This is a genomic window from Blautia sp. St.27G3 (assembly GCF_059728505.1).
On the sequence record NZ_BAAGFO010000004.1, the window covers coordinates 238,331 to 257,828 of the forward strand.

The following is a 19,498-nucleotide window of genomic DNA, read 5'->3' on the forward strand; positions in this document are numbered from 1 at the left end:
ATAGAAGGAGATATGGAAATGAATACAACATTATCATGGATAAAAGCGTATGTTCCGGAGCTGGATGTAACTGCACAGGAGTATACGGATGCAATGACACTTTCTGGAACAAAGGTGGAGGGATTTGTGGAGGCTGACCGTGATCTGGATAAGATTGTGATCGGGCAGATTGAAAAAATTGAGCGTCATCCGGATGCGGATAAGTTGATTATCTGTCAGGTAAACATCGGGAATGGAACGACACAGATCGTAACAGGCGCACCGAATGTACAGGTGGGAGATAAGATCCCGGTCGTTCTGGATGGAGGACGAGTGGCAGGAAACCACGATGGAAAAATGACGGAGGGCGGCATTGAGATAAAAAAGGGAAAGCTGCGCGGTGTGGAATCAAACGGCATGATGTGTTCGATTGAAGAGCTTGGCTCCACAAAAGAGATGTATCCGGAAGCGCCGGAGTACGGAATTTATATTTTCCCAGAGGATGCCGAGGTAGGCTCTGATGCGATTGAGGCGCTTGGCCTTCACGATGTGACATTTGAATATGAGGTTACTTCAAATCGTGTAGACTGCTTTTCCGTAATCGGTATTGCGCGCGAAGCGGCTGCAACGTTCCGCAAAGAATTCCATCCGCCGGTTGTCACAAAGACCGGAAATGAAGAAAATGCAGCAGATTATGTAAAAGTAACGGTAAAAGATCCGGAGCTGTGTCCGCGGTACTGTGCAAGAATCGTAAAGAATATTAAAATTGCTCCGTCGCCGAAGTGGATGCAGAGACGTCTGGCCGCTGCCGGGATTCGCCCGATCAATAATATCGTTGATATTACGAATTATGTCATGGAAGAGTATGGTCAGCCGATGCATGCGTATGATTATGATACGCTTGCAGGCCATGAGATTGTGGTACGTCGTGCTGCAAAAGACGAGAAATTTACGACACTGGACGGCCAGGAGCGTACGATGGATGAAAACGTGGTAATGATCTGCGACGGAGAGAAATCGGTTGGCATCGGTGGAATCATGGGCGGCGAAAATTCTATGATTACAGACGATGTAAAAACAATGCTTTTTGAAGCAGCATGCTTTGATGGAACCAATATCCGTCTTTCTTCCAAACGGATCGGTCTTCGCACGGATGCATCTGCAAAGTTTGAAAAAGGCCTTGATCCGAATAATGCGCAGGCAGCGATTGACCGTGCGTGCCAGCTTGTGGAAGAGCTTGGCGCTGGTGAGGTTGTCGGCGGTATGGTGGATGTTTACAGCAAAGTAAAAGAGCCGGTACGCATTCCGTTTGAACCAGATAAGATCAATGCGGTGCTTGGTACAGATATTCCGGCAGAGCAGATGCTTAGCTATTTCCGGATGGTTGATCTGGAATACGATGAAAAGACGAATGAAATTATTGCGCCGACGTTTCGGCATGATTTGTTCCGTACTGCGGATCTGGCAGAGGAAGTTGCGCGATTCTATGGTTATGACAATATTCCGACCACGCTTCCGAGCGGCGAGGCAACGACCGGAAAACTGCCGTTTGATCTGAGGGTGCGTGCTGTTGCGCAGGATATTGCTGAGTATTGCGGTTTTTCACAGGGAATGATGTATTCCTTTGAGAGTCCGAAGGTGTACGACAAGCTTCTGATTCCGCAGGATTCAAAGCTGCGCGAGGCAGTGAAGATTCAGAATCCGCTCGGGGAGGATTTCAGTATCATGCGTACCGTATCCGTTGGAGGTATGTTGACCTCTCTGGCATTTAATTACAATCACCGCAACAAAAATGTCCGCCTGTATGAGCTGGGGAATATTTATCTTCCGAAAGAACTGCCGCTTACAGAGCTTCCGAAGGAGCGGATGCAGTTTACGCTCGGTATGTATGGAGACGGAGATTTCTTTACAATGAAAGGCGTTGTGGAAGAATTTCTGGATAAGGTTGGCATTACCGGCCGCCGGACGTATTCACCGGAAAATGGAAAACCATACCTGCATCCAGGACGTCAGGCGGAGATTCTTCTTGGGAAGACCGTGCTTGGCTACCTTGGTGAGGTTCATCCGACCGTGGCGGCAAATTATGGAATTGGGGAAAAGGCTTATATTGCTGTGATTGATATGGATGAAGTGACAAAACTGGCAACGTTTGACCGCAAGTACACGGGGATTGCGCGCTATCCGGCAGTGACCAGAGATATCAGTATGGTGGTACCGAAACAGATTATGGCGGGCGATATTGAAACGATGATTCTTCAGAGGGGCGGAAAGATTCTGGAAGACTGTCAGCTCTTTGACATCTATGAAGGTGCGCAGATCAAAGCGGGCTTCAAATCTGTGGCTTATTCGATTGTATTCCGGGCGAACGACCGGACACTGGAGGAAAGTGATATCACAGTTGCTATGAAGAAGATCTGGAACGGACTGGAATCCATGGGAATTGAGATCCGTGCTTAGGCTGGGAAAACGCGGATGAAAGAGTTTCTCTCGCCGGATTTGCGCCGTGAAATGTGCCAGAAAATTGTTTTTTGGCATGTGCAGAACGCAGGAAAGAATGCTCAGGCATGATTCAAAATGAAACGTTGGCATTGTATTGTAGAAAGATGTGAACATGAGATTATATATTGTTAGACACGGAGAAACGCCGTGGAATGCGATGCTCCGGCTTCAGGGGCAGACAGACACGAGACTGAATGAAAAGGGGCGCGCGCTTGCGCGTCTCACAGGGGCAGCTCTGCAGGAAGTCCCGTTTGATCTTGTTGTTTCCAGCCCGCTGCATCGGGCCAGGGAGACGGCAGAGCTGATTCTGGGTGAAAGAAAGATACCGATACTGGAGGATGCGCGGATTGGAGAAATTAGTTTTGGAGAGCTGGAGGGAAAACAGCTCTCCAAAGAGGAAAAAAACGATCCGTGTTCGGAATTTTACTGCTTTTTCCATGATCCGGCGCATTATATTCCGCCGGAAGGCGGGGAGACGGTTGCTTCGCTGCTTGAGCGGACACGTGTATTTTTGGATGAATTGAAGGAGCGGAAGGAATGGCAGGATAAGACGATCCTGATTTCTTCCCATGGAGCAGCCGTGCGTGCGCTTCTGGCAGCGATTAAGGGGCTTTCGCCGAAGGATTTCTGGCAGAACGGAGTCCCGAAAAACTGTGCGGTTTCGATTGTTGATCTGGAGGACGGAGCTTGGATTATAAAAGAACAGGATGTAGTGTATTATGAAAACGTCTGATTTTTATTTTAATTTGCCGCAGGAGCTGATTGCGCAGGACCCGCTGGAGGACCGCAGTGCGTCAAGGCTTCTGGTGCTGGGAAAGGAAAGCGGCAGTATCACACACCGGCATTTTACGGATATTCTGGATTATCTGCGGCCGGGTGACTGTCTGGTGCTCAATAATACAAAGGTTATTCCGGCAAGGTTTTACGGTGTGCGGGAAGGGACCGGTGCAGTGATTGAGATCCTGCTTTTGAAGCGAAGGGAACATGATATCTGGGAGACGCTGGTAAAGCCAGGCAAAAAGGCAAAGCCAGGGACTAAGCTGATCTTCGGAGACGGGATTTTGCAGGGTGAGGTACTGGATATTGTGGAGGAAGGCAACCGCCTGATTCAGTTTTCCTATGAAGGGATTTTTGAAGAGATTCTGGACAAGCTTGGCCAGATGCCGCTTCCGCCTTATATTACGCATGAACTGAAAGATAAAAACCGATATCAGACCGTCTATGCAAAACACGAAGGCTCGGCGGCGGCGCCGACGGCCGGGTTGCATTTTACGCCAAAGCTGCTTGAGCAGGTGAGAGATCAGGGGATTCAAATTGCAGAGGTGACGCTTCATGTGGGGCTTGGCACATTCCGGCCGGTTAAGGTGGAGGATGTCACACAGCACCATATGCATTCGGAATTTTATGAGGTGACAGAAGAAGCCGCTTCTTTGATACGACAGACAAAAGCTTCCGGTGGACGGGTGATCTGTGTCGGAACAACAAGCTGCCGTACGATTGAGTCCGTAGCAACACGTTTTGATGGAAATATCCGCGCGTGCAGTGGCTGGACTGAGATTTTTATTTATCCGGGATACCAGTTTCAACTCATGGACGGTTTGATTACAAATTTCCATCTGCCGGAATCGACGCTTTTGATGCTCGTTTCGGCGCTGGCAGGGAAGGAGCATATTTTACATGCCTATGAAGCGGCAGTGAAGGAGGAATATCGGTTCTTCTCATTTGGGGATGCCATGTTTATCGTTTAACACCGCTTTTTAGTATTTGTTAGGGATAAAAAAGAAGCAAAGAACAGCGAAGAAACAATGTTAGTTCGTTTCAACACAAGCATAGAAATTATTAGCGGACAGCGTTCGGGATAATCCAAGCGGCTGTCCATTTTTTATGACATTTGTGCAATAAAAGACAGATTGTCATCTGAAATAAAAATTCCGCTTCTGAGGCTTCAGACAAACGGAAGCGGGGAGGCTGAAAAAATCAGAACAGCGCTGCGAAATAATCGGATCTCCTGAGAGGTGGAGGTTCTGTTCGGGCATAAATATGAGACTTTGTTTTAAAGTATGTTAAGAAATGTTAAGAATTGTGCCGACATTTTTTAATATTATCGTGCTAAAGTATAAGAGATTGTGCAATGACAGGAGAGGAGGGACTATGAAAAATATACTGGAGCTTTTGGAAGAGACAGAAGCAAAAAGGAAAGATCAGCCGGCTGTGGATGATGGCTGTATGTGTTTGACGTATACAGAGCTTGTGGAATTATCGCAGAAAATTGGGACAAAGCTGAGCGGAATGATTGGGCAGGGAGATCCGGTGGTGGTGTTGGCGGAAAAAAGTGCAATGGTTCTCGCTGCGATGTTTGGCGTGGTATATGCAGGAGGTTTTTATGTTCCTGTCAGTTTGCAGCAGCCGTCCGCGCGGATACATAAGATTCTGGAAACCGTTCAGGCGGGAGCAGTGATTACAGATCGGGCGAATGCGAAGATGCTGCATGACTGTAATTATCAGGGGACGGTTCTGTTTCTCGAAGATCTGACTCAGGGACAGAAGGATTCGAAAAAACTGGAGCAGATACGGTTAAGAAGCAAAGAGACAGACCGGCTTTACGGGATATTTACCTCAGGTTCTACCGGAAATCCGAAGGGGATTGTCGTGAGTCATAGATCCGTGATTGATTTTATCGGCCACTTTACAGAGCTTTTTGAGATAAAGGAAAAAGATGTTTTAGGAAATCAGGCGCCGTTTGACTTTGATGTTTCTGTGAAAGATATTTATTCCTGTGTGGCAACAGGCGCCACGCTTGTGATTATACCGAAAAGTATGTTTTCAACGCCGTCTGTACTCGTGGATTATCTGTGTGAAAAGAAGGTAACGACACTGATTTGGGCCGTTTCGGCGCTGTGTCTGGTGTCAGGTTTGAAGGGATTGGAATATCGCGTACCGGAGCATGTCAGAAGAGTGCTGTTCAGCGGCGAGAGTATGCCAGCTGTTCATCTGAGGCTGTGGCAGAAAGCATTGCCGCAGGCACGCTTTGTGAATCTGTATGGTCCGACCGAGATTACGTGTAACTGTACGTGGTATGCGGTTCCAGAGACGATATCAGATACGGAAAAGCTTCCGATCGGAAGGGCATTTCCGGGCAGACGGGTATTTTTGTTGGATGACGACGAAAATGAGGTCTGTGCAGAGGGGGAAACCGGAGAAATCTGCGTGTCAGGGGAATCGCTTGCCGAGGGGTATTATCATAATCCGGAGCAGACGCAGGAACGATTTTTGGTATCTGCGTCAGGAGAACGGTTTTACCGGACCGGAGACGTGGGTTATTTCGGGAAAGACGGATTGTTGTATTTTGCCGGTCGCAGAGATTTTCAGATCAAGCATATGGGCCACAGAATCGAGTTGGAGGAAATTGAGGCTGTGTTAAACGGGCTTCCGGGGGTTTGGCGCAGCTGCTGTGTGTTTGACCAGGAGAAACAGAGAATCCTTGCCTATTATGCGGGCGAGCCGGAGCCGGCTGAGGTGCGCAGAAGGATGAAAGAAGGATTGCCGGTGTACATGGTACCGCACAAATTTGTGAAAGTGGACGAGATGCCAGTGACGAAAAATGGCAAGCTTGACCGGGCCTGGTTTGGTAAGCTTGCGAAAGGAGCGGCCAGATGAATCGGAAAATTCTGGAATACGGTGCACATGCGTACGGGACACCGTTGTACATATTTGACCTGGATGCGCTGGCAGATGAAGTGCATAGAATACGCGCCTGCCTGGACCAAAAAGCAGAGCTTTGTTATGCAATGAAAGCAAATCCTTTTCTGACCGGCTCTTTTGCAGAATTGACAGACAGGATTGAAGTTTGCTCGATGGGAGAATTTCGGATATGTCGGGAGCTTGGAATCCATGCGGACAGGCTGGTGATATCCGGTGTCCTGAAAAAAGAGGAGGATTTGCTGGAAATTCTGGATTACTGCCAAGAAAACAGTGTTTATACGGCAGAATCCATGCGTCAGTTGCGTTGCCTTGCCGGGTGGGCCGAAAGCCATCAGAAAACGCTTCGCGTATATCCAAGGCTGACCAGTGGAAATCAGTTCGGTATGGATGAAGAGACAATCCGGCATCTGGTGCAGACACGGGCAGAATATCCTTTTTTGAAGATACAGGGGCTTCATTTTTTTTCCGGCACAGGAAAACGGAGACAGAAAGCGATCGAAAAAGAGCTCCGGTATCTCGATGAATTTTTGCAGAACATAGAGCAGGAGGCGCAGTTTTCGTTCGCGGAGCTCGAGTATGGACCGGGGATTGGTGTTCCGTATTTTATGGATGAAGAAATCGAGACTTTTTCGGATGAAGGCCTCCGTATGATTGCAGAAACGATTGACGGCATGAAGTGGAGCGGCCGTGTGCGTCTGGAACTTGGCCGTGCGCTTGCGGCGCGCTGTGGCTGTTATCTTACCATGATCAGGGATGTAAAATGCAGCAGAGATAAAAATTACTGTATTGTGGACGGAGGCATTCATCAAATAAACTATGACGGGCAGATTCGCGGGATGTATCAGCCTCATGTCATGTTGCTGCCATCAGAGAACAGCGTGACCGGACAGGAAGACGAAAACAGCGAAACTGCGGCGGATCGGGCATGGACTGTGTGCGGTTCTTTATGTACGGCAAATGACGTTTTGTGTCAGATCACATTGGAAAAAGAGCCGGAAGAAGGCGATGTTCTTGTTTTTGAACGCACCGGCGCATATTCTGTGACAGAAGGAATGGCACTGTTTCTGAGCCACGAACTTCCAGGAATTGTTTGTTACAGTGAGAAAGATGGCTGGAAGCCTGCCAGAGAGCGTCAGGAGCTATACCAGTGGAACATGTGGAAGCAAACAAAGTAGTAAGAAACGAATGAAAGAGAAAGGAACAGAACGATAAGTCTGAGGAGGAAGCATGATGGAGAAAGTAATAGAAATTTTAATGGATATTGATGACAGTGTGGATTATGAGACAGAAGAACGGTTGATTGACGACCGGATTCTGGATTCATTCGGTCTGATTTCCCTGGTAGCGGAGTTTGAAAATGAGTTTGGTGTCCGCATTGAGGCCACGGATATGATTCCGGCAAACTTTAACTCTGCCAGAGCAATGTGGGCCATGATACAGCGGCTCATGGAGAGGTGCTAAATGGCATACCATACGAATTTATATCTGTTTCTTTTTTTGCCGGCGGTGCTTCTGCTGTATCAGATGGCGCCGCGCAGATGGCGAAGCGGCGTGCTGCTGTGCAGCAGTTATCTGTTCTTTGCTTCAATCAGCAAAGGCCTGGTTATCTACCTTGCGGGGAGCACGCTTCTGACGTACGGCACAGGGCTTGCGCTGCTGCATCTGAAACAAAAGTGCAGCAGTGAGACGGCAGAGGTTGCGCGTGCGCAGACACAGAACATCAGAGAAAAATTCCGGAAAAAAGAAAAACTTGTTCTTCTGGCCGGGATTTTCTCTCTGGTGTTTCTTTTGGGTTATCTGAAATACTATAACTTTTTTGCAGACAATTTAAACCGACTGGTTGAAAGAGCAGGCGGCGCTTCCTTTCTTTCTCTAAAAAGGCTGGCTGTACCGGTCGGGATTTCTTTTTATACGCTGGAAGCGATCGGGTACATGATGGATGTCTACTGGGATCGTATGATCGCGGAACGTCGTCCGTGGAAGCTGGCATTGTTTCTTTCTTTTTTCCCCAAAATGATGGAAGGCCCGATTTGCAGTTATTCTGCTCTGTCTGAGCAGCTAGGTACAGGCGATGCGCTCAAAGCAGAAAATCTGACGCATGGATTTGTACGGATTCTCTGGGGGCTGTTTAAAAAGATGGTAGTGGCTGACAGGCTGTATCTGATGGTAAATACAGTATTTGATAATTACAAAGGCTACAGCGGCATGGTGATTGTGATAGGGGCCATTGCTTATACGATACAGCTTTATATGGAGTTTTCCGGGAGTATTGATATTGTGATCGGAAGCGGAAGACTGTTTGGCATTGTACTGCCAGAGAATTTCCGTCAGCCGTTCTGCGCGGTGAATGCGGCGGACTTCTGGCGCAGATGGCACATATCGCTTGGTGTGTGGCTGAAAACGTATGTGTTTTATCCGGTGTCTGTATCGGAATATGTAAAGAAGTGGAACCGTTTTGCGAGAAAGCGTTTTGGAAAATACTGGGCGAAGGTAGGGCTTTCTGCTCTGTGCCTGTTTCCGGTATGGTTTTTAAACGGACTGTGGCATGGGGCAAAGTGGAGCTATCTGTTCTATGGTATGTATTATTTTGTGATTCTGCTGATTGGCGTGATGGCGGAACCGCTTGGAAGCCAGGTGCGCAAAGTGCTGCATGTAAAAGAGAACAGCAGGTGGTGGAGATGCCTTCAGATCGGCAAAACATGGCTCATCATTTTTACCGGAGAACTGTTTTTCAGAGCGGATACACTGCGTGCCGGCCTTGCGATGTTCGGAAGTATTTTCCGGGATTTTGATTTTGCTACCTTATGGAATGGCACGATTTTGAACCTCGGACTTGGGAGAGCTGATTTGTTGGCAATTGTGCTGGGGTGTATTGTGGTTGGAATTGTGGGTTCATTAAAGGAACGAAATCGCCCGGTACTGGATGGCCTGCTTCAGGCCAGGATGCCGCTTCGCTGGGCGGTGTACTGTACTTTGATTCTGGCTGTTGTGATTTTGGGCGCGTATGGCAGTGGTTATCAGGAGGTGGATCTGATTTATGCAGGATTTTAAAAACTGGAAGACAGTAAAAAGAGGCTGCATTTTTTTCCTTTTGGTGACGGCGCTGCTTTTTGTGGCATCCCGAATGGTGGACCCTGTTTTCTGGTATGCAAAAGGGAACATAGAGGATCGGAACAAGTGCATTGCAGGTGTTTTGTCGGAGGAACCAAATACCATTGATGTTCTGGTATTGGGAGATAGTGAGACGTATACTTCATTTTCTCCGTTGCAGCTATGGTCAGAACAGGGGATTCCTGCCTATGTCTGCGGGCAGTCAGGGCAGTGGATGCAGGAGGCTTACTATATTTTAAAAAAGGTTCTGAAAAAACAGGATTTAAAGACAGTGGTTTTAGAAACGAATATGTTTTTCCGCTGCCAGGGGATTATGCAGGATATGCAGCTTTCGCTTGGGGAGCTGACGGCGTATTATTTTCCGATTTTCCGGTATCACAATCTCTGGAAGGAGGCGTTTGACAAGGAAGAAGATGCGCTGACGAGCTACAAAGGGTTTGAGATCCGGTCTGCTGTGAAACCATATGAGGGCGGAGATTATATGCAGGAAGAGAAGGAGCAGGATAAGCTGTCCGCTTACGGGCAGTTATACTTTGATCAGATCCTTCGCCTTTGCAGGAAGCACGAAATCCAAGTGGTTTTGTACAGTGTGCCCTCGCCTTCCAACTGTAATTACCACACCCATGATGTGATCAGCAACCTTGCAAAGAAAAAAGAGATATTGTATGTGGATCTGAATCTGAAGCTGGAAGAGCTTGGGATTGACTGGAAAAAAGACAGTCTTGACGGCGGAGATCATCTGAATTTGTCAGGGGCAAAGAAAGCAACTGCTTATTTGGGCCAATATCTGAAAGACGCGTGTGGTCTCGAGGACAGAAGGGGTCAGGACGCGTACGACGAATGGGATAAAAAGGCGAAAAAATATAAAAAGAAGGTTCAGAAAATTTTGAAGTCCAGAAAATAGAATATCTCAATAGATTGATATGATGGGAAGAGGCGTACCTCTTCCTTTTTTTGTATTTATGTAATTGTATATGCGGAGTTTTTGTGGAAAAAGAAGTACAAAGATGAACAGCAGATGAGGGAATATGTGAAAAAAATTTGCGAGAAAACAAAGCATATGAAACAGGTAAATGACCATATGTCTGAATACTCTTTGATACAAGAAGAAAAAGAAATAGCAGAACAGCCACTTGACGGCACCGGCCGAAAATGATACGATAGGGAAGTCTGTACATAATCTAGTAGATGCAGACCTTTGAAAATACATGGTATTGTAGAGGACGGGTGTTTATGCGTTATCATAATATTACGAAGGACGATATGTTAAATGGTGATGGCCTGCGTGTAGTGCTCTGGGTTGCAGGCTGTGGACATCACTGTGAGGAATGCCAGAATCCGGTCACATGGGATTCCGAGGGAGGAATACCGTTTGAAAAAAAGGACAAAGAAGAGCTGTTTGCACAGCTTGAAAAGTCTTATGTTTCAGGGATTACATTCAGCGGAGGAGATCCTCTGTTTCCGACAAATGAGCCGGAGGTGCTGGCGCTTGCCAAAGAAATTCGCAGAGAATTTCCCGGAAAAACAATCTGGCTGTACACCGGGTATCTCTGGGAGTATGTGAAAAACAGGGAGATTGCAAAGTACATTGATGTGCTGGTTGACGGGCCTTATGTGAAGCAGCTGCGCGATACGAAACTTTTCTGGCGGGGAAGTGCTAATCAGCGGGTGATTGACGTAAGAGAGTCACTGGAATCAGGCAAGGTAGTATTGCACTGCGGCTGATTGATGGAAAAACGGAAAAGAAAAAATAGAAAAAAACAGAAAAAGCCAAAGAGGCTACAGACAGGAGTGCTTATGAAACAGATTAAAATACAGTATCTTGATGATGAAATCAAACGCCTTACGTATATCGACGGAAAATCAGATTGGATTGACCTGCGTGCGGCGGAAGAGGTGACGTTGAAAAAAGGCGAGTTCCGCATGATTCATCTTGGGGTTGCGATGCAGCTTCCAAAGGGGTATGAGGCGCATATCGTTCCGCGCAGTTCTACGTTCAAAAATTTCGGAATCATTCAGGTAAATCATATGGGAGTTGTGGACGAGACGTATGCTGGTCCTAATGACTGGTGGAGGATGCCTGTCCTGGCTGTAAGAGACACACAGATTCATAAGAATGACAGAATCTGTCAGTTCCGCATTATGGAGCATCAGCCGCAGATTCGATTTGAGGAATGCGAGCAGCTCGAAGCCCCGGACCGTGGAGGCTTTGGCAGTACTGGCATGAACTGACTGGAGGGAGAATATTTAAGATGACGGACAGGAAATGTCCGTTCAACTTATTAAAATGCACCAAATTGTATGAAAAGTTAAATAATTGGTAATTTTTGGCATTCGCATGGATTTGCGGATGCTTTTTTGTGACAAAATTACAGATTTTGCTTTACCATATCAGAAAAGTGTATTATGCTATTGATTTAGAAAAACATAAAAATAAAACAGTAATACCTGTATGAAAACACAAGTATTCTACCTGTCCGTCAGGCAGGTTTTTCAAAGAATATTAACAGGCTGGATGTTTATTTTGCTACAAGTTCCGGATAGATTTTTCTTTTGGTTTCGATCAGCGCACCCATTACACGGCGTCCTTTATCGCTGACCAGATACCTTCTTGAATGAGGAACTTTCCGAATCAGTCCATGCGCCCTTAATTTTGTAAATTCCCTGCTGGTTTTTCCTTTTACCTTGGCAGAATCGGGATTAGCCCTATTGGTTGAATGGCGGATTTCCCTGTTCGTAAACCCACGGATGAGATATTTCCCATCCGAAACGGACTCAAAGAGAAGAAACGTCTCGGCAGACCAGACATTATATCCGCTGTAGTTTCTCCCTCCCAGTTTTTTCCGACAACAGATACTGTTGATCTCCTTTTCAATGGTTTTTGCCGGGATTATGTTCTGCATGGAATCCAGAAAACGCTTATTTGCTGCTTTGGAAATTTCAGCATACCGGTATAAGTTAGCGATAGACTTACCCATGGGAACCCACCGTTTGGATGTAGTTCCGTCTTCATGTTGTACATCCTTATAGACCTTGAATTCCCTCGGGTCATTAATGGTCATTTCTACCCGCAGGCAGCTGAATTTATCATACATCTTGATACTGTTGGACTTCATTTTGAATTTAATCCTCCAGCCTTCTGGGCGCTTACGGTAATCGGAGACTGCCTCTCCCTGAAACTTATGGTGAAGTTTACGCCCAAGAAAAGAAAAAATATCCGTACAGTTGAAGTCATAGAATGCGTGGCCTACCAGGGATGGATAAATATCCTCCAAAGCCTCCCGGCTCTTAAACATAACATCGGTAGCGTACTCGCATTGATCCACACACCAGTGGTATCCCTGGTGGAAGGTTTTTTCAATCGTATCAAGATAAGGGTTCACTTTATGTGCAAAGAGGTCAAGCTGCCTGCACAGGCTTTTGGAATCAAACCTGTCGGCAAGCTCCTGTGCCTTTTTTATGTCGCTGATTTCGTAAAAGGAGTTGTCATACATCTGGTAAGAGATGCCGTTTTGCTCAAAGACATGCTTCATCAATTCCCGCCCATTGATATAGACCTGGATAAGAAAAGGGAACCATGTCTGGAGCTTGACATGCATGAAGCCGAAATGCTTATCAAGGAAATAGAAGTAATAGTATTTGCATTTGCGGTTTACTGTGTCAAGGGAAAGCAGCCCGTTGTCATGTTTTTTAGGCTGCAGAGTCTGGCAGTATTCCACTACTGAGAGGATACAGATGAGGCCCTCATCCACCGGATGTTCTTCAAGAGCCTGTAAAGCTGCCTGTTCCTTTGAAGTTTTAGAAGATGTAAGGTAAATCAAAGGCCGTTTATCAGAAGCAGCCATATTTTCTGCATAGGAGACAATATCCGCAGTTACCTGATTGGCATAAGACGAAAAATCTTTAAGCAGGACATTTTGTTCAGAGAGGAAAAATCCTTTTCCGGAAGTGGAAAAGAACTGGCGGATATGGCCTTTGATGATCATCCTGTCAAAAAAGGAGAATGTGCCATTGATTTTATCTTTATATTGTTCTAAAATAGTGTTCATAGGATCATCCTTTCGTATGAATGCTTGCAGGGGAATTTAGTTCCCGATGGATTGGTACGCAGATACCGTATAAGTGCATTATAGCACGTGCATCTACGAATAGGATGATTCTTTTGTTTTTATAGTTTGATTGCAGCCAGCGGCTGCGGTATGATATATGGTAGCGAAAAAAAGAGTATTTTGTAAATAGAACGATAAAACAGGAAGGTACATCAGGTGGAAAGATGATCTGGATAGCCGGAGGACTTTTAACATTTTTTCTGTATTTGATTTATGATCTGAACAGTGTTCTCTGGCAGAAAAAGATACTGCACGGATTCTTTTTTCTGGGGAATATTCTGCTTGCAGGGGTGACGGTGGTCCAGATTCTGGAAGCGGTTTCTGAGGTACGGCTTGGCGCGTGTTTTTGGATTTTTGCCGTACTTTCGGGGGTATTTTTGTTACTCCTGATTGACACCTTATTTTTTGCGCTTCCTTTTGAGTGTACCTATCTGGAGGTAGGCAAAAAGCCCTGCGTCTGTGACTTTGGAATGTATGCGTTGTGTCGCCACCCGGGGGTGCTGTGGTTTTTTCTGTTCTATTTTTGTCTAGGGATTGCATTATATCCGGCAGAGTTGATTTATGCTGGGATGTTTTACAGCATATTAAATCTGTGCTACGTAATTTTTCAGGATCACTGGACATTTCCGCTTACTTTTGCGGATTATGAAAATTATAAAAGGACGACGCCGTTTTTGATACCGAATCAGAGAAGTATACGGCGGGCGATCCAGACCAGACGGTCAAAACAGTCAGAATGATCCTCAAAAGAGGAGATTTTGACTGATGGGGGAGAAGAAGATGCGGTTTCAGGAGAAGCTTCGCAGATACTCAAAATCGGAAATCTGGGAAGAATATTGTGGCTTTCTGGATATGACGATGGAAGAGTATATGAACATGCAGAAGCGCCTCGTGGCAGAGGAGATTAAACTGTGGTGTGGCAGTGAGCTTGGAAAGCGGATTTTAAACGGGAAGTGTCCCGGTACGCTGGAAGAGTTTCGTGCCATGGTTCCACTTACGACTTACGATGATTATGCAGATATTCTGTTGCGAAAAGAGACGACCAGCCTTCCGGAGGAGCCGGTACTTTGGATACAGACGACGTGGGAAGGCGGGATGTATCCGATGAAAGTGGCGCCGTATACGAAGAGTATGCTGGACACTTATAAACGAAATGTCATGGCATGTTTTATTCTGGCAACCGGAAAAGAGCGCGGCGATTTTGACATATCAGTTACGGATCATATGCTGTACGCTCTGGCGCCGCTTCCGTATGCGACAGGGCTTTTGCCATTGCTGCTTCATGATGAGATTGATATTGAATATTTGCCTCCTGTCAAGGAAGCAGTCCATATGAGTTTTCAGGAACGCAATGCAAAAGGATTTAAAATGGGCCTGAAAAAAGGAATTGAGTACTTTTTTGGGCTTGGCAGCGTGACGTATTTTGTTAGTAAAAGTCTTTCGGCTTTACAGGAAGGCGGGAAAGGTTCACTTGCCGGAAAACTGAACCAGATTTCTCCGAAGATGATGCTGCGCTATGTCTCAGCCAGAAAAAGATGCAGACAGGAGGAGCGGGAGCTTTTGCCGCGCGATCTGTTTACACTGAAAGGTTTTATGTGTGCCGGAACGGATAACTGGTGCTACAAAGACGAGCTGGAAGAGATGTGGGGCATCCGTCCGATGGAGATTTTTGCCGGAACAGAACCGACATGTGTGGGAACTGAGGCATGGTCCAGGAACGGTATGTACTTTTTTCCGGATGCCTGCTTTTATGAGTTTATACCGGAAAACGAAATGTACAGAAATCTGGACGACCCGTCTTATGTGCCGCGCACTTATCTGATGGATGAGCTGACAGCGGGAGAGAAATATGAGATTGTAGTTACAGTCTTAAAAGGCGGTGCGTTTGCGCGGTATCGTGTGGGTGACGTATACCGTTGTCTTGGAAACGGCTGCCGGGAAGATGGCACGAAGATTCCAAGATTTTCCTATATAGACCGGGTACCTTGGGTGATTGATATTGCGGGATTTACCCGGATTACGGAAAAATCGATTCGTCATGCGATCGAATTATCCGGTCTGAAGATTGAGGATTGGTTTGCAGTGAAGGAATATACAAAGGAAAACAGGCCGCAGCTTCATATGTATGTGGAGCTTAGGCGAGACTGTATTTCAGGAGCAGCGCTTGGCAGAGAGATTCTGAAAGAGCATTTGAGCGTGTATGTAAAATATGTGGATGATGATTATAAGGATCTGAAAAAGATTCTTGGCATGGACCCATTAAATATTACGGTAGTAAAATGCGGAACCTTTGAGAAATATGAGAGCGTGTATGGATGCAAAATACGTAAAATAAATCCACCGGCCTGCGAGGTGGCGGACTTTGTTGCGCTGCAAAGCGCCAGAGGCCCGCTGTGGAAGGGAGGCAGTTATGGTGAGCTATAGCTGGGTTTCGGTGATTGCTTTGCTGGGATATCTGTTTTTGTTTCTGGCTTTTGCGTCTGCAAAGAAAACAAGGGTAATCAATTCCTTTCTTCTTCTTTTGCTGATTTTGATTTTTTGGAGCGGCGGCTCTTTTATGATGCGGATTCGCTTCTGGCCATCCGTAAATTTCTGGCATTACGTATCAATTGCTGGAATTATGATGGTACCTTATGGATTTTACCGGTTTTATCTGGATTTTCTGGAAGAAAAACAGAAGGGCAGAAGGAAATTGTGGTTTCTGTTTTTCCTGTCCTGTTTTATTGTGAACTGGTTCACACAGATTTTTATCCCCACGCCTGAAATAGTCACAGGAACAGACGGCCACGTGAAATTTATTTACTGCTACGGATGGCCGATTTATCTTCTGGCGCTTGCGGTTGTCGTGCTTCTGGCAGAGATCATCCAACTGTTTTTTAAATATTGCAAGGGAGATGTACTGACCTTTCGGCAGCTCCGTCCGATTCTGATTGGAATTTTAATCGTAGCAGTAGGCAATGTGGCTTCCACGGCAAAGATTTTTTCAGGGATTCCTGTGGATATTATATCGGGGATGCTTTTTGCATATTTTTTGTTTTATGCACTTTATAAGAAAAAAATGTTTAAGCTTACAGTACTGATTGCCCCGACAAACTGTTACGTGATTGCACTTGTAATTAGTGCACTTTTGTTTCAGAATATGTTTTTGCCTCTGAAGACCTGGATGGAGAAAAGGCTTGGAATGGGAGAGTCTGCGGCGCTGCTTTTTATCGCCATGCTGATGGTTGGCCTGATCTATTTTCTCGTAATTGTAATGAAGAAATTTCTTGATAATCTGTTTGTAAAAGAAGAACAGGTACAGGCGCAGACGATCAAAGATTTCAGCCATACGGTGTCGCAGACACTGAAAAAGGAAGAAATATTGTCAAGCCTCGTTGAGGTTATCCTGAAAATGATTGAGGTTGACAGGGTATATGTATTTATCCAGAATGCAGACAATGCGTATGTGATGGAACAGACGGCCAGCCCGCTTGAAAAAAGAGGTTTCCTGTTGCCGGAGGATCACCCGTTGATTCAGTATTTGCGGTCGCATGATCAGTGCCTGCTTATGGAGGACTTCAAGCGTACAAACAGCTACCATTCGATGTGGGAGGCTGAAAAGCGTCAGTTTGAAGACTGGGGCGTGGCCTGTATTGCCCCCATGAAGGATAACAGCGAACTGGTAGGCGTTATTATGCTTTCTGAAAAAAGAAAAGGGCGTGCATACAGCTACGACGATATGAGTCTTTTGCTGTCCGTAAATTCTGTCTGCTCCATGGCTGTGAAAAATTCCAGACTGTATGAACAGGCGTACAATGAGGCGCGCAGGGATGAACTGACAAGATTGTTTAACCGAAAAAGGTTTTATGAGGTTATCCAGGAACAGTTTGAAGGGTGCCATGAGTGTTCTCTGGCGCTTGTGATGATCAATGTGGATGATTTTAAACTGTATAATCAGCTGTACGGGGCAAAGGAGGGAGATCTTGCTCTGAAGAAAATTGCGTCGATTATTGATGCAGCGACAGCAGACAGAGGAATTGCTTTTCGCATGGTCGGAAAAGAATTTTCCATCCTGCTTCCTTCCTATGATATTTATTCGGCGAAGGTGTTGGCTGAGTCTATATCAGATCAGGTGCGGAGCATGAATGAGCAGACGAGTCTCTACAAAATGAAAACACTGACTTTAAGCTGTGGAGTCTGTGCATCGCCCTATATGGCATCAAGTGCCGAGGAACTGATTGCGAATGCAGATCTTGCTGTGTACAGTGCAAAACGTTTCGGAAAGAATGCAGTTGTCATGTATTCTGATGATGTCAAAGCACAGGATAATGAACAGGAGAAGAACAGAAAAGTCAGCTATTACGATACGTATGCTTCTACCATCTATGCGCTGACGGCGGCGATTGATACAAAGGACCATTATACATTTGGCCATTCCCAGAATGTCGCTTACTATGCAGCAGAGCTTGCACGGGAAATCGGAATGAACGAGGAATTCATGGATATTGTAAAAGAGGCGGGGCTTCTTCATGACATCGGAAAAATTGGCGTCCGAGAGGACATTTTGAACAAGCCGGGCAGACTGTCAGCAGAAGAATACGAGATTATGAAAGGTCACGTGGAAAATGCAATCGGTATTATCCGTCACCTGCCTTCGCTGGATTACGTGATTCCGGCGGTGCTTTCGCATCATGAGCGCTATGATGGTTGTGGTTATCCGCGTGGGATTGCAGGGGAGGATATTCCGGTAATGGGAAGAATCCTGTGTGTAGTAGATTCGTTTGATGCGATGATTTCCAAACGAAGCTACAAAAAGGCGATGCCGGTAGAACAGGCATTGCGGGTACTGGAGGAAGAGCGGTTTGGCCAGTTTGATCCAAAGCTGGCGGATGTGTTTATCCGAATGGTACGTGAGGAAAAGATTGAGATACGGCTGATGGCGCCGGAAAGTCCATAAACATACATAAAGAAGGGCTGCTGCAAGAACTTGAACGAAAGCACTTGTAGCAGCCTTATTTTATGAGATAACGGTACCTGTTTTGCCAAGGTATGCGTCTTTTGCATGGTCCGCGGAGGTGATAATCGCCTTGCGGCCATTTTTTTGTGAAACAAAATGTACGGCAGCCTCGACTTTGGGCAACATCTTATTTTTGCCGAATTCTTTATTTTCAATATGCTTCAGCGCTTCACCTGGAGTGATATTCTGAAGCGGTATCGGATGCTCGGAGTCATGATGCAGGCAGACAAATTCGTCGTTTGTCAGAAGCATAAGAATATCTGCATCGGTCAGATCTGCGAGCCGTCCGCTGACGAGGTCTTTTTCAATTACGGCGCTGGCGCCTTTTAAGTTGCTTCCCTGTTTGAGAACAGGAATCCCGCCCCCGCCTCCGGCAATCACGATGTGTCCGGCATCCACAAGCGCATTGATCGCATCAATTTCTACAATATCAAGCGGTTTCGGAGAGGCTACGATTCGGCGAAAGCCCTTTCCAGGCTCTTCTATAACATAGTTTCCCTTTTTCTCTTCCGCGGCGGCTTCCTCTGCAGTGAGATAACGGCCGATTACTTTGATGGGATGATAGAAAGCTTCATCGTACGGGTCTACGGTAACTTGTGTAAGTACAGTGGCTACTGTTTTGTAAATACCACGTTTTAGAAGCTCGCAGCGCAGCGCGTTTTGGATGTCGTAGCCAATATAGCCCTGACTCATGGCAGAGCAGACGGACATGGGAGCTCCGTATGTATCATGAAATTTGGCAAATTCATTCATGGCAGTGTGAATCATGCCTACCTGGGGAGCATTGCTGTGCGTAATAATAAGCTGCGCTCCTTCTTCGATCAGATCTGCCAGAATCGGCACTGAGGCTTTAAGGGCCGACTGTTGCTCAGGAAACGTTGTGCCAAGGGCTTTATGGCCCAGAGCAACCACAACTTTTTTCTTCATATGGGAATCCTCATGCTTTCTTAAATTCAGTTCAATTACCTGACAATATTATAGTATTTCTCCGGTAAAAAAGCAAACAGAAAAAGGAGAGCTTCTGCCGAGAAAAGGAAGGGAAGGATTTTGGCAAAAAGGAGTCATATCAGGAAAGGCTGTCCCATATATTGAAAGCAGGAGC

General features: G+C 46.1%; 15 protein-coding genes. 13 read left to right on the top strand and 2 right to left on the bottom strand.

Features of this window, described 5'->3' with window-relative positions; all coding sequences use genetic code 11:
- The first annotated feature begins 18 nt into the window (after positions 1 to 18).
- The 10 genes from pheT to AC6I2O_RS18500 all read left to right on the top strand — a co-directional run bounded on the left by pheT (position 19) and on the right by AC6I2O_RS18500 (position 11,523).
- Positions 19 to 2,436 (top strand): phenylalanine--tRNA ligase subunit beta, encoded by a 2,418-nt coding sequence (gene pheT, locus AC6I2O_RS18455; protein ID WP_497743442.1) that lies wholly within the window; start codon positions 19 to 21, stop codon positions 2,434 to 2,436.
- A 154-nt stretch (positions 2,437 to 2,590) separates the two neighbouring features.
- Positions 2,591 to 3,211: a histidine phosphatase family protein gene (locus tag AC6I2O_RS18460; protein ID WP_120391622.1), complete on the top strand. Its 621-nt coding sequence runs from the start codon at positions 2,591 to 2,593 to the stop codon at positions 3,209 to 3,211.
- A complete protein-coding gene (queA, locus tag AC6I2O_RS18465) occupies positions 3,198 to 4,226 on the top strand; it encodes a tRNA preQ1(34) S-adenosylmethionine ribosyltransferase-isomerase QueA (protein WP_497743443.1) in 1,029 nt (342 codons plus the stop codon). Before AC6I2O_RS18460 ends, queA begins: the two co-directional genes overlap by 14 nt.
- A gap of 403 nt (positions 4,227 to 4,629) precedes the next feature.
- On the top strand, positions 4,630 to 6,135 hold the full coding sequence (locus AC6I2O_RS18470) for an amino acid adenylation domain-containing protein (protein ID WP_120391624.1): 1,506 nt from the start codon (positions 4,630 to 4,632) through the stop codon (positions 6,133 to 6,135).
- Positions 6,132 to 7,355: an alanine racemase gene (locus tag AC6I2O_RS18475; protein WP_497743444.1), complete on the top strand. Its 1,224-nt coding sequence runs from the start codon at positions 6,132 to 6,134 to the stop codon at positions 7,353 to 7,355. Before AC6I2O_RS18470 ends, AC6I2O_RS18475 begins: the two co-directional genes overlap by 4 nt.
- Before the next feature lie 52 nt (positions 7,356 to 7,407).
- Positions 7,408 to 7,641 carry an acyl carrier protein gene (locus AC6I2O_RS18480; protein WP_497743445.1) on the top strand — a complete coding sequence of 78 codons (234 nt, stop codon included), beginning with the start codon at positions 7,408 to 7,410 and terminating at the stop codon, positions 7,639 to 7,641.
- A complete protein-coding gene (locus AC6I2O_RS18485; RefSeq protein WP_497743446.1) occupies positions 7,642 to 9,231 on the top strand; it encodes an MBOAT family O-acyltransferase in 1,590 nt (529 codons plus the stop codon).
- A complete protein-coding gene (locus AC6I2O_RS18490; RefSeq protein ID WP_497743447.1) occupies positions 9,218 to 10,195 on the top strand; it encodes an SGNH/GDSL hydrolase family protein in 978 nt (325 codons plus the stop codon). The genes AC6I2O_RS18485 and AC6I2O_RS18490 overlap by 14 nt, the downstream gene beginning before the upstream one ends.
- 329 nt (positions 10,196 to 10,524) lie before the next feature.
- Positions 10,525 to 11,016, top strand: a complete 492-nt coding sequence (gene nrdG / locus AC6I2O_RS18495) for an anaerobic ribonucleoside-triphosphate reductase activating protein (protein WP_120391630.1) — start codon at positions 10,525 to 10,527, stop codon at positions 11,014 to 11,016.
- A 72-nt stretch (positions 11,017 to 11,088) separates the two neighbouring features.
- A complete protein-coding gene (locus AC6I2O_RS18500) occupies positions 11,089 to 11,523 on the top strand; it encodes a dUTP diphosphatase (protein ID WP_120391694.1) in 435 nt (144 codons plus the stop codon).
- A 287-nt stretch (positions 11,524 to 11,810) separates the two neighbouring features.
- On the opposite strand, the gene AC6I2O_RS18505 is transcribed toward AC6I2O_RS18500, so the two are convergent.
- Positions 11,811 to 13,340, bottom strand: coding sequence for a hypothetical protein (locus AC6I2O_RS18505; protein WP_497741803.1), 1,530 nt, complete (start codon positions 13,338 to 13,340; stop codon positions 11,811 to 11,813).
- Positions 13,341 to 13,564: 224 nt separating this feature from the next.
- On the opposite strand from AC6I2O_RS18505, the gene AC6I2O_RS18510 reads away from it, so the two are divergent.
- The 3 genes from AC6I2O_RS18510 to AC6I2O_RS18520 are packed head-to-tail and all read left to right on the top strand — an operon-like array spanning position 13,565 to position 18,336.
- Positions 13,565 to 14,140 carry a hypothetical protein gene (locus AC6I2O_RS18510; protein WP_120391631.1) on the top strand — a complete coding sequence of 192 codons (576 nt, stop codon included), beginning with the start codon at positions 13,565 to 13,567 and terminating at the stop codon, positions 14,138 to 14,140.
- A gap of 40 nt (positions 14,141 to 14,180) precedes the next feature.
- Positions 14,181 to 15,824 (top strand): GH3 domain-containing protein, encoded by a 1,644-nt coding sequence (locus AC6I2O_RS18515; protein ID WP_497743460.1) that lies wholly within the window; start codon positions 14,181 to 14,183, stop codon positions 15,822 to 15,824.
- Positions 15,811 to 18,336, top strand: coding sequence for a histidine kinase N-terminal 7TM domain-containing diguanylate cyclase/phosphohydrolase (locus tag AC6I2O_RS18520; RefSeq protein WP_497743448.1), 2,526 nt, complete (start codon positions 15,811 to 15,813; stop codon positions 18,334 to 18,336). Before AC6I2O_RS18515 ends, AC6I2O_RS18520 begins: the two co-directional genes overlap by 14 nt.
- A gap of 60 nt (positions 18,337 to 18,396) precedes the next feature.
- On the opposite strand, the gene arcC is transcribed toward AC6I2O_RS18520, so the two are convergent.
- Positions 18,397 to 19,323, bottom strand: a complete 927-nt coding sequence (arcC, locus tag AC6I2O_RS18525; RefSeq protein ID WP_120391633.1) for a carbamate kinase — start codon at positions 19,321 to 19,323, stop codon at positions 18,397 to 18,399.
- Positions 19,324 to 19,498 lie beyond the last annotated feature (175 nt).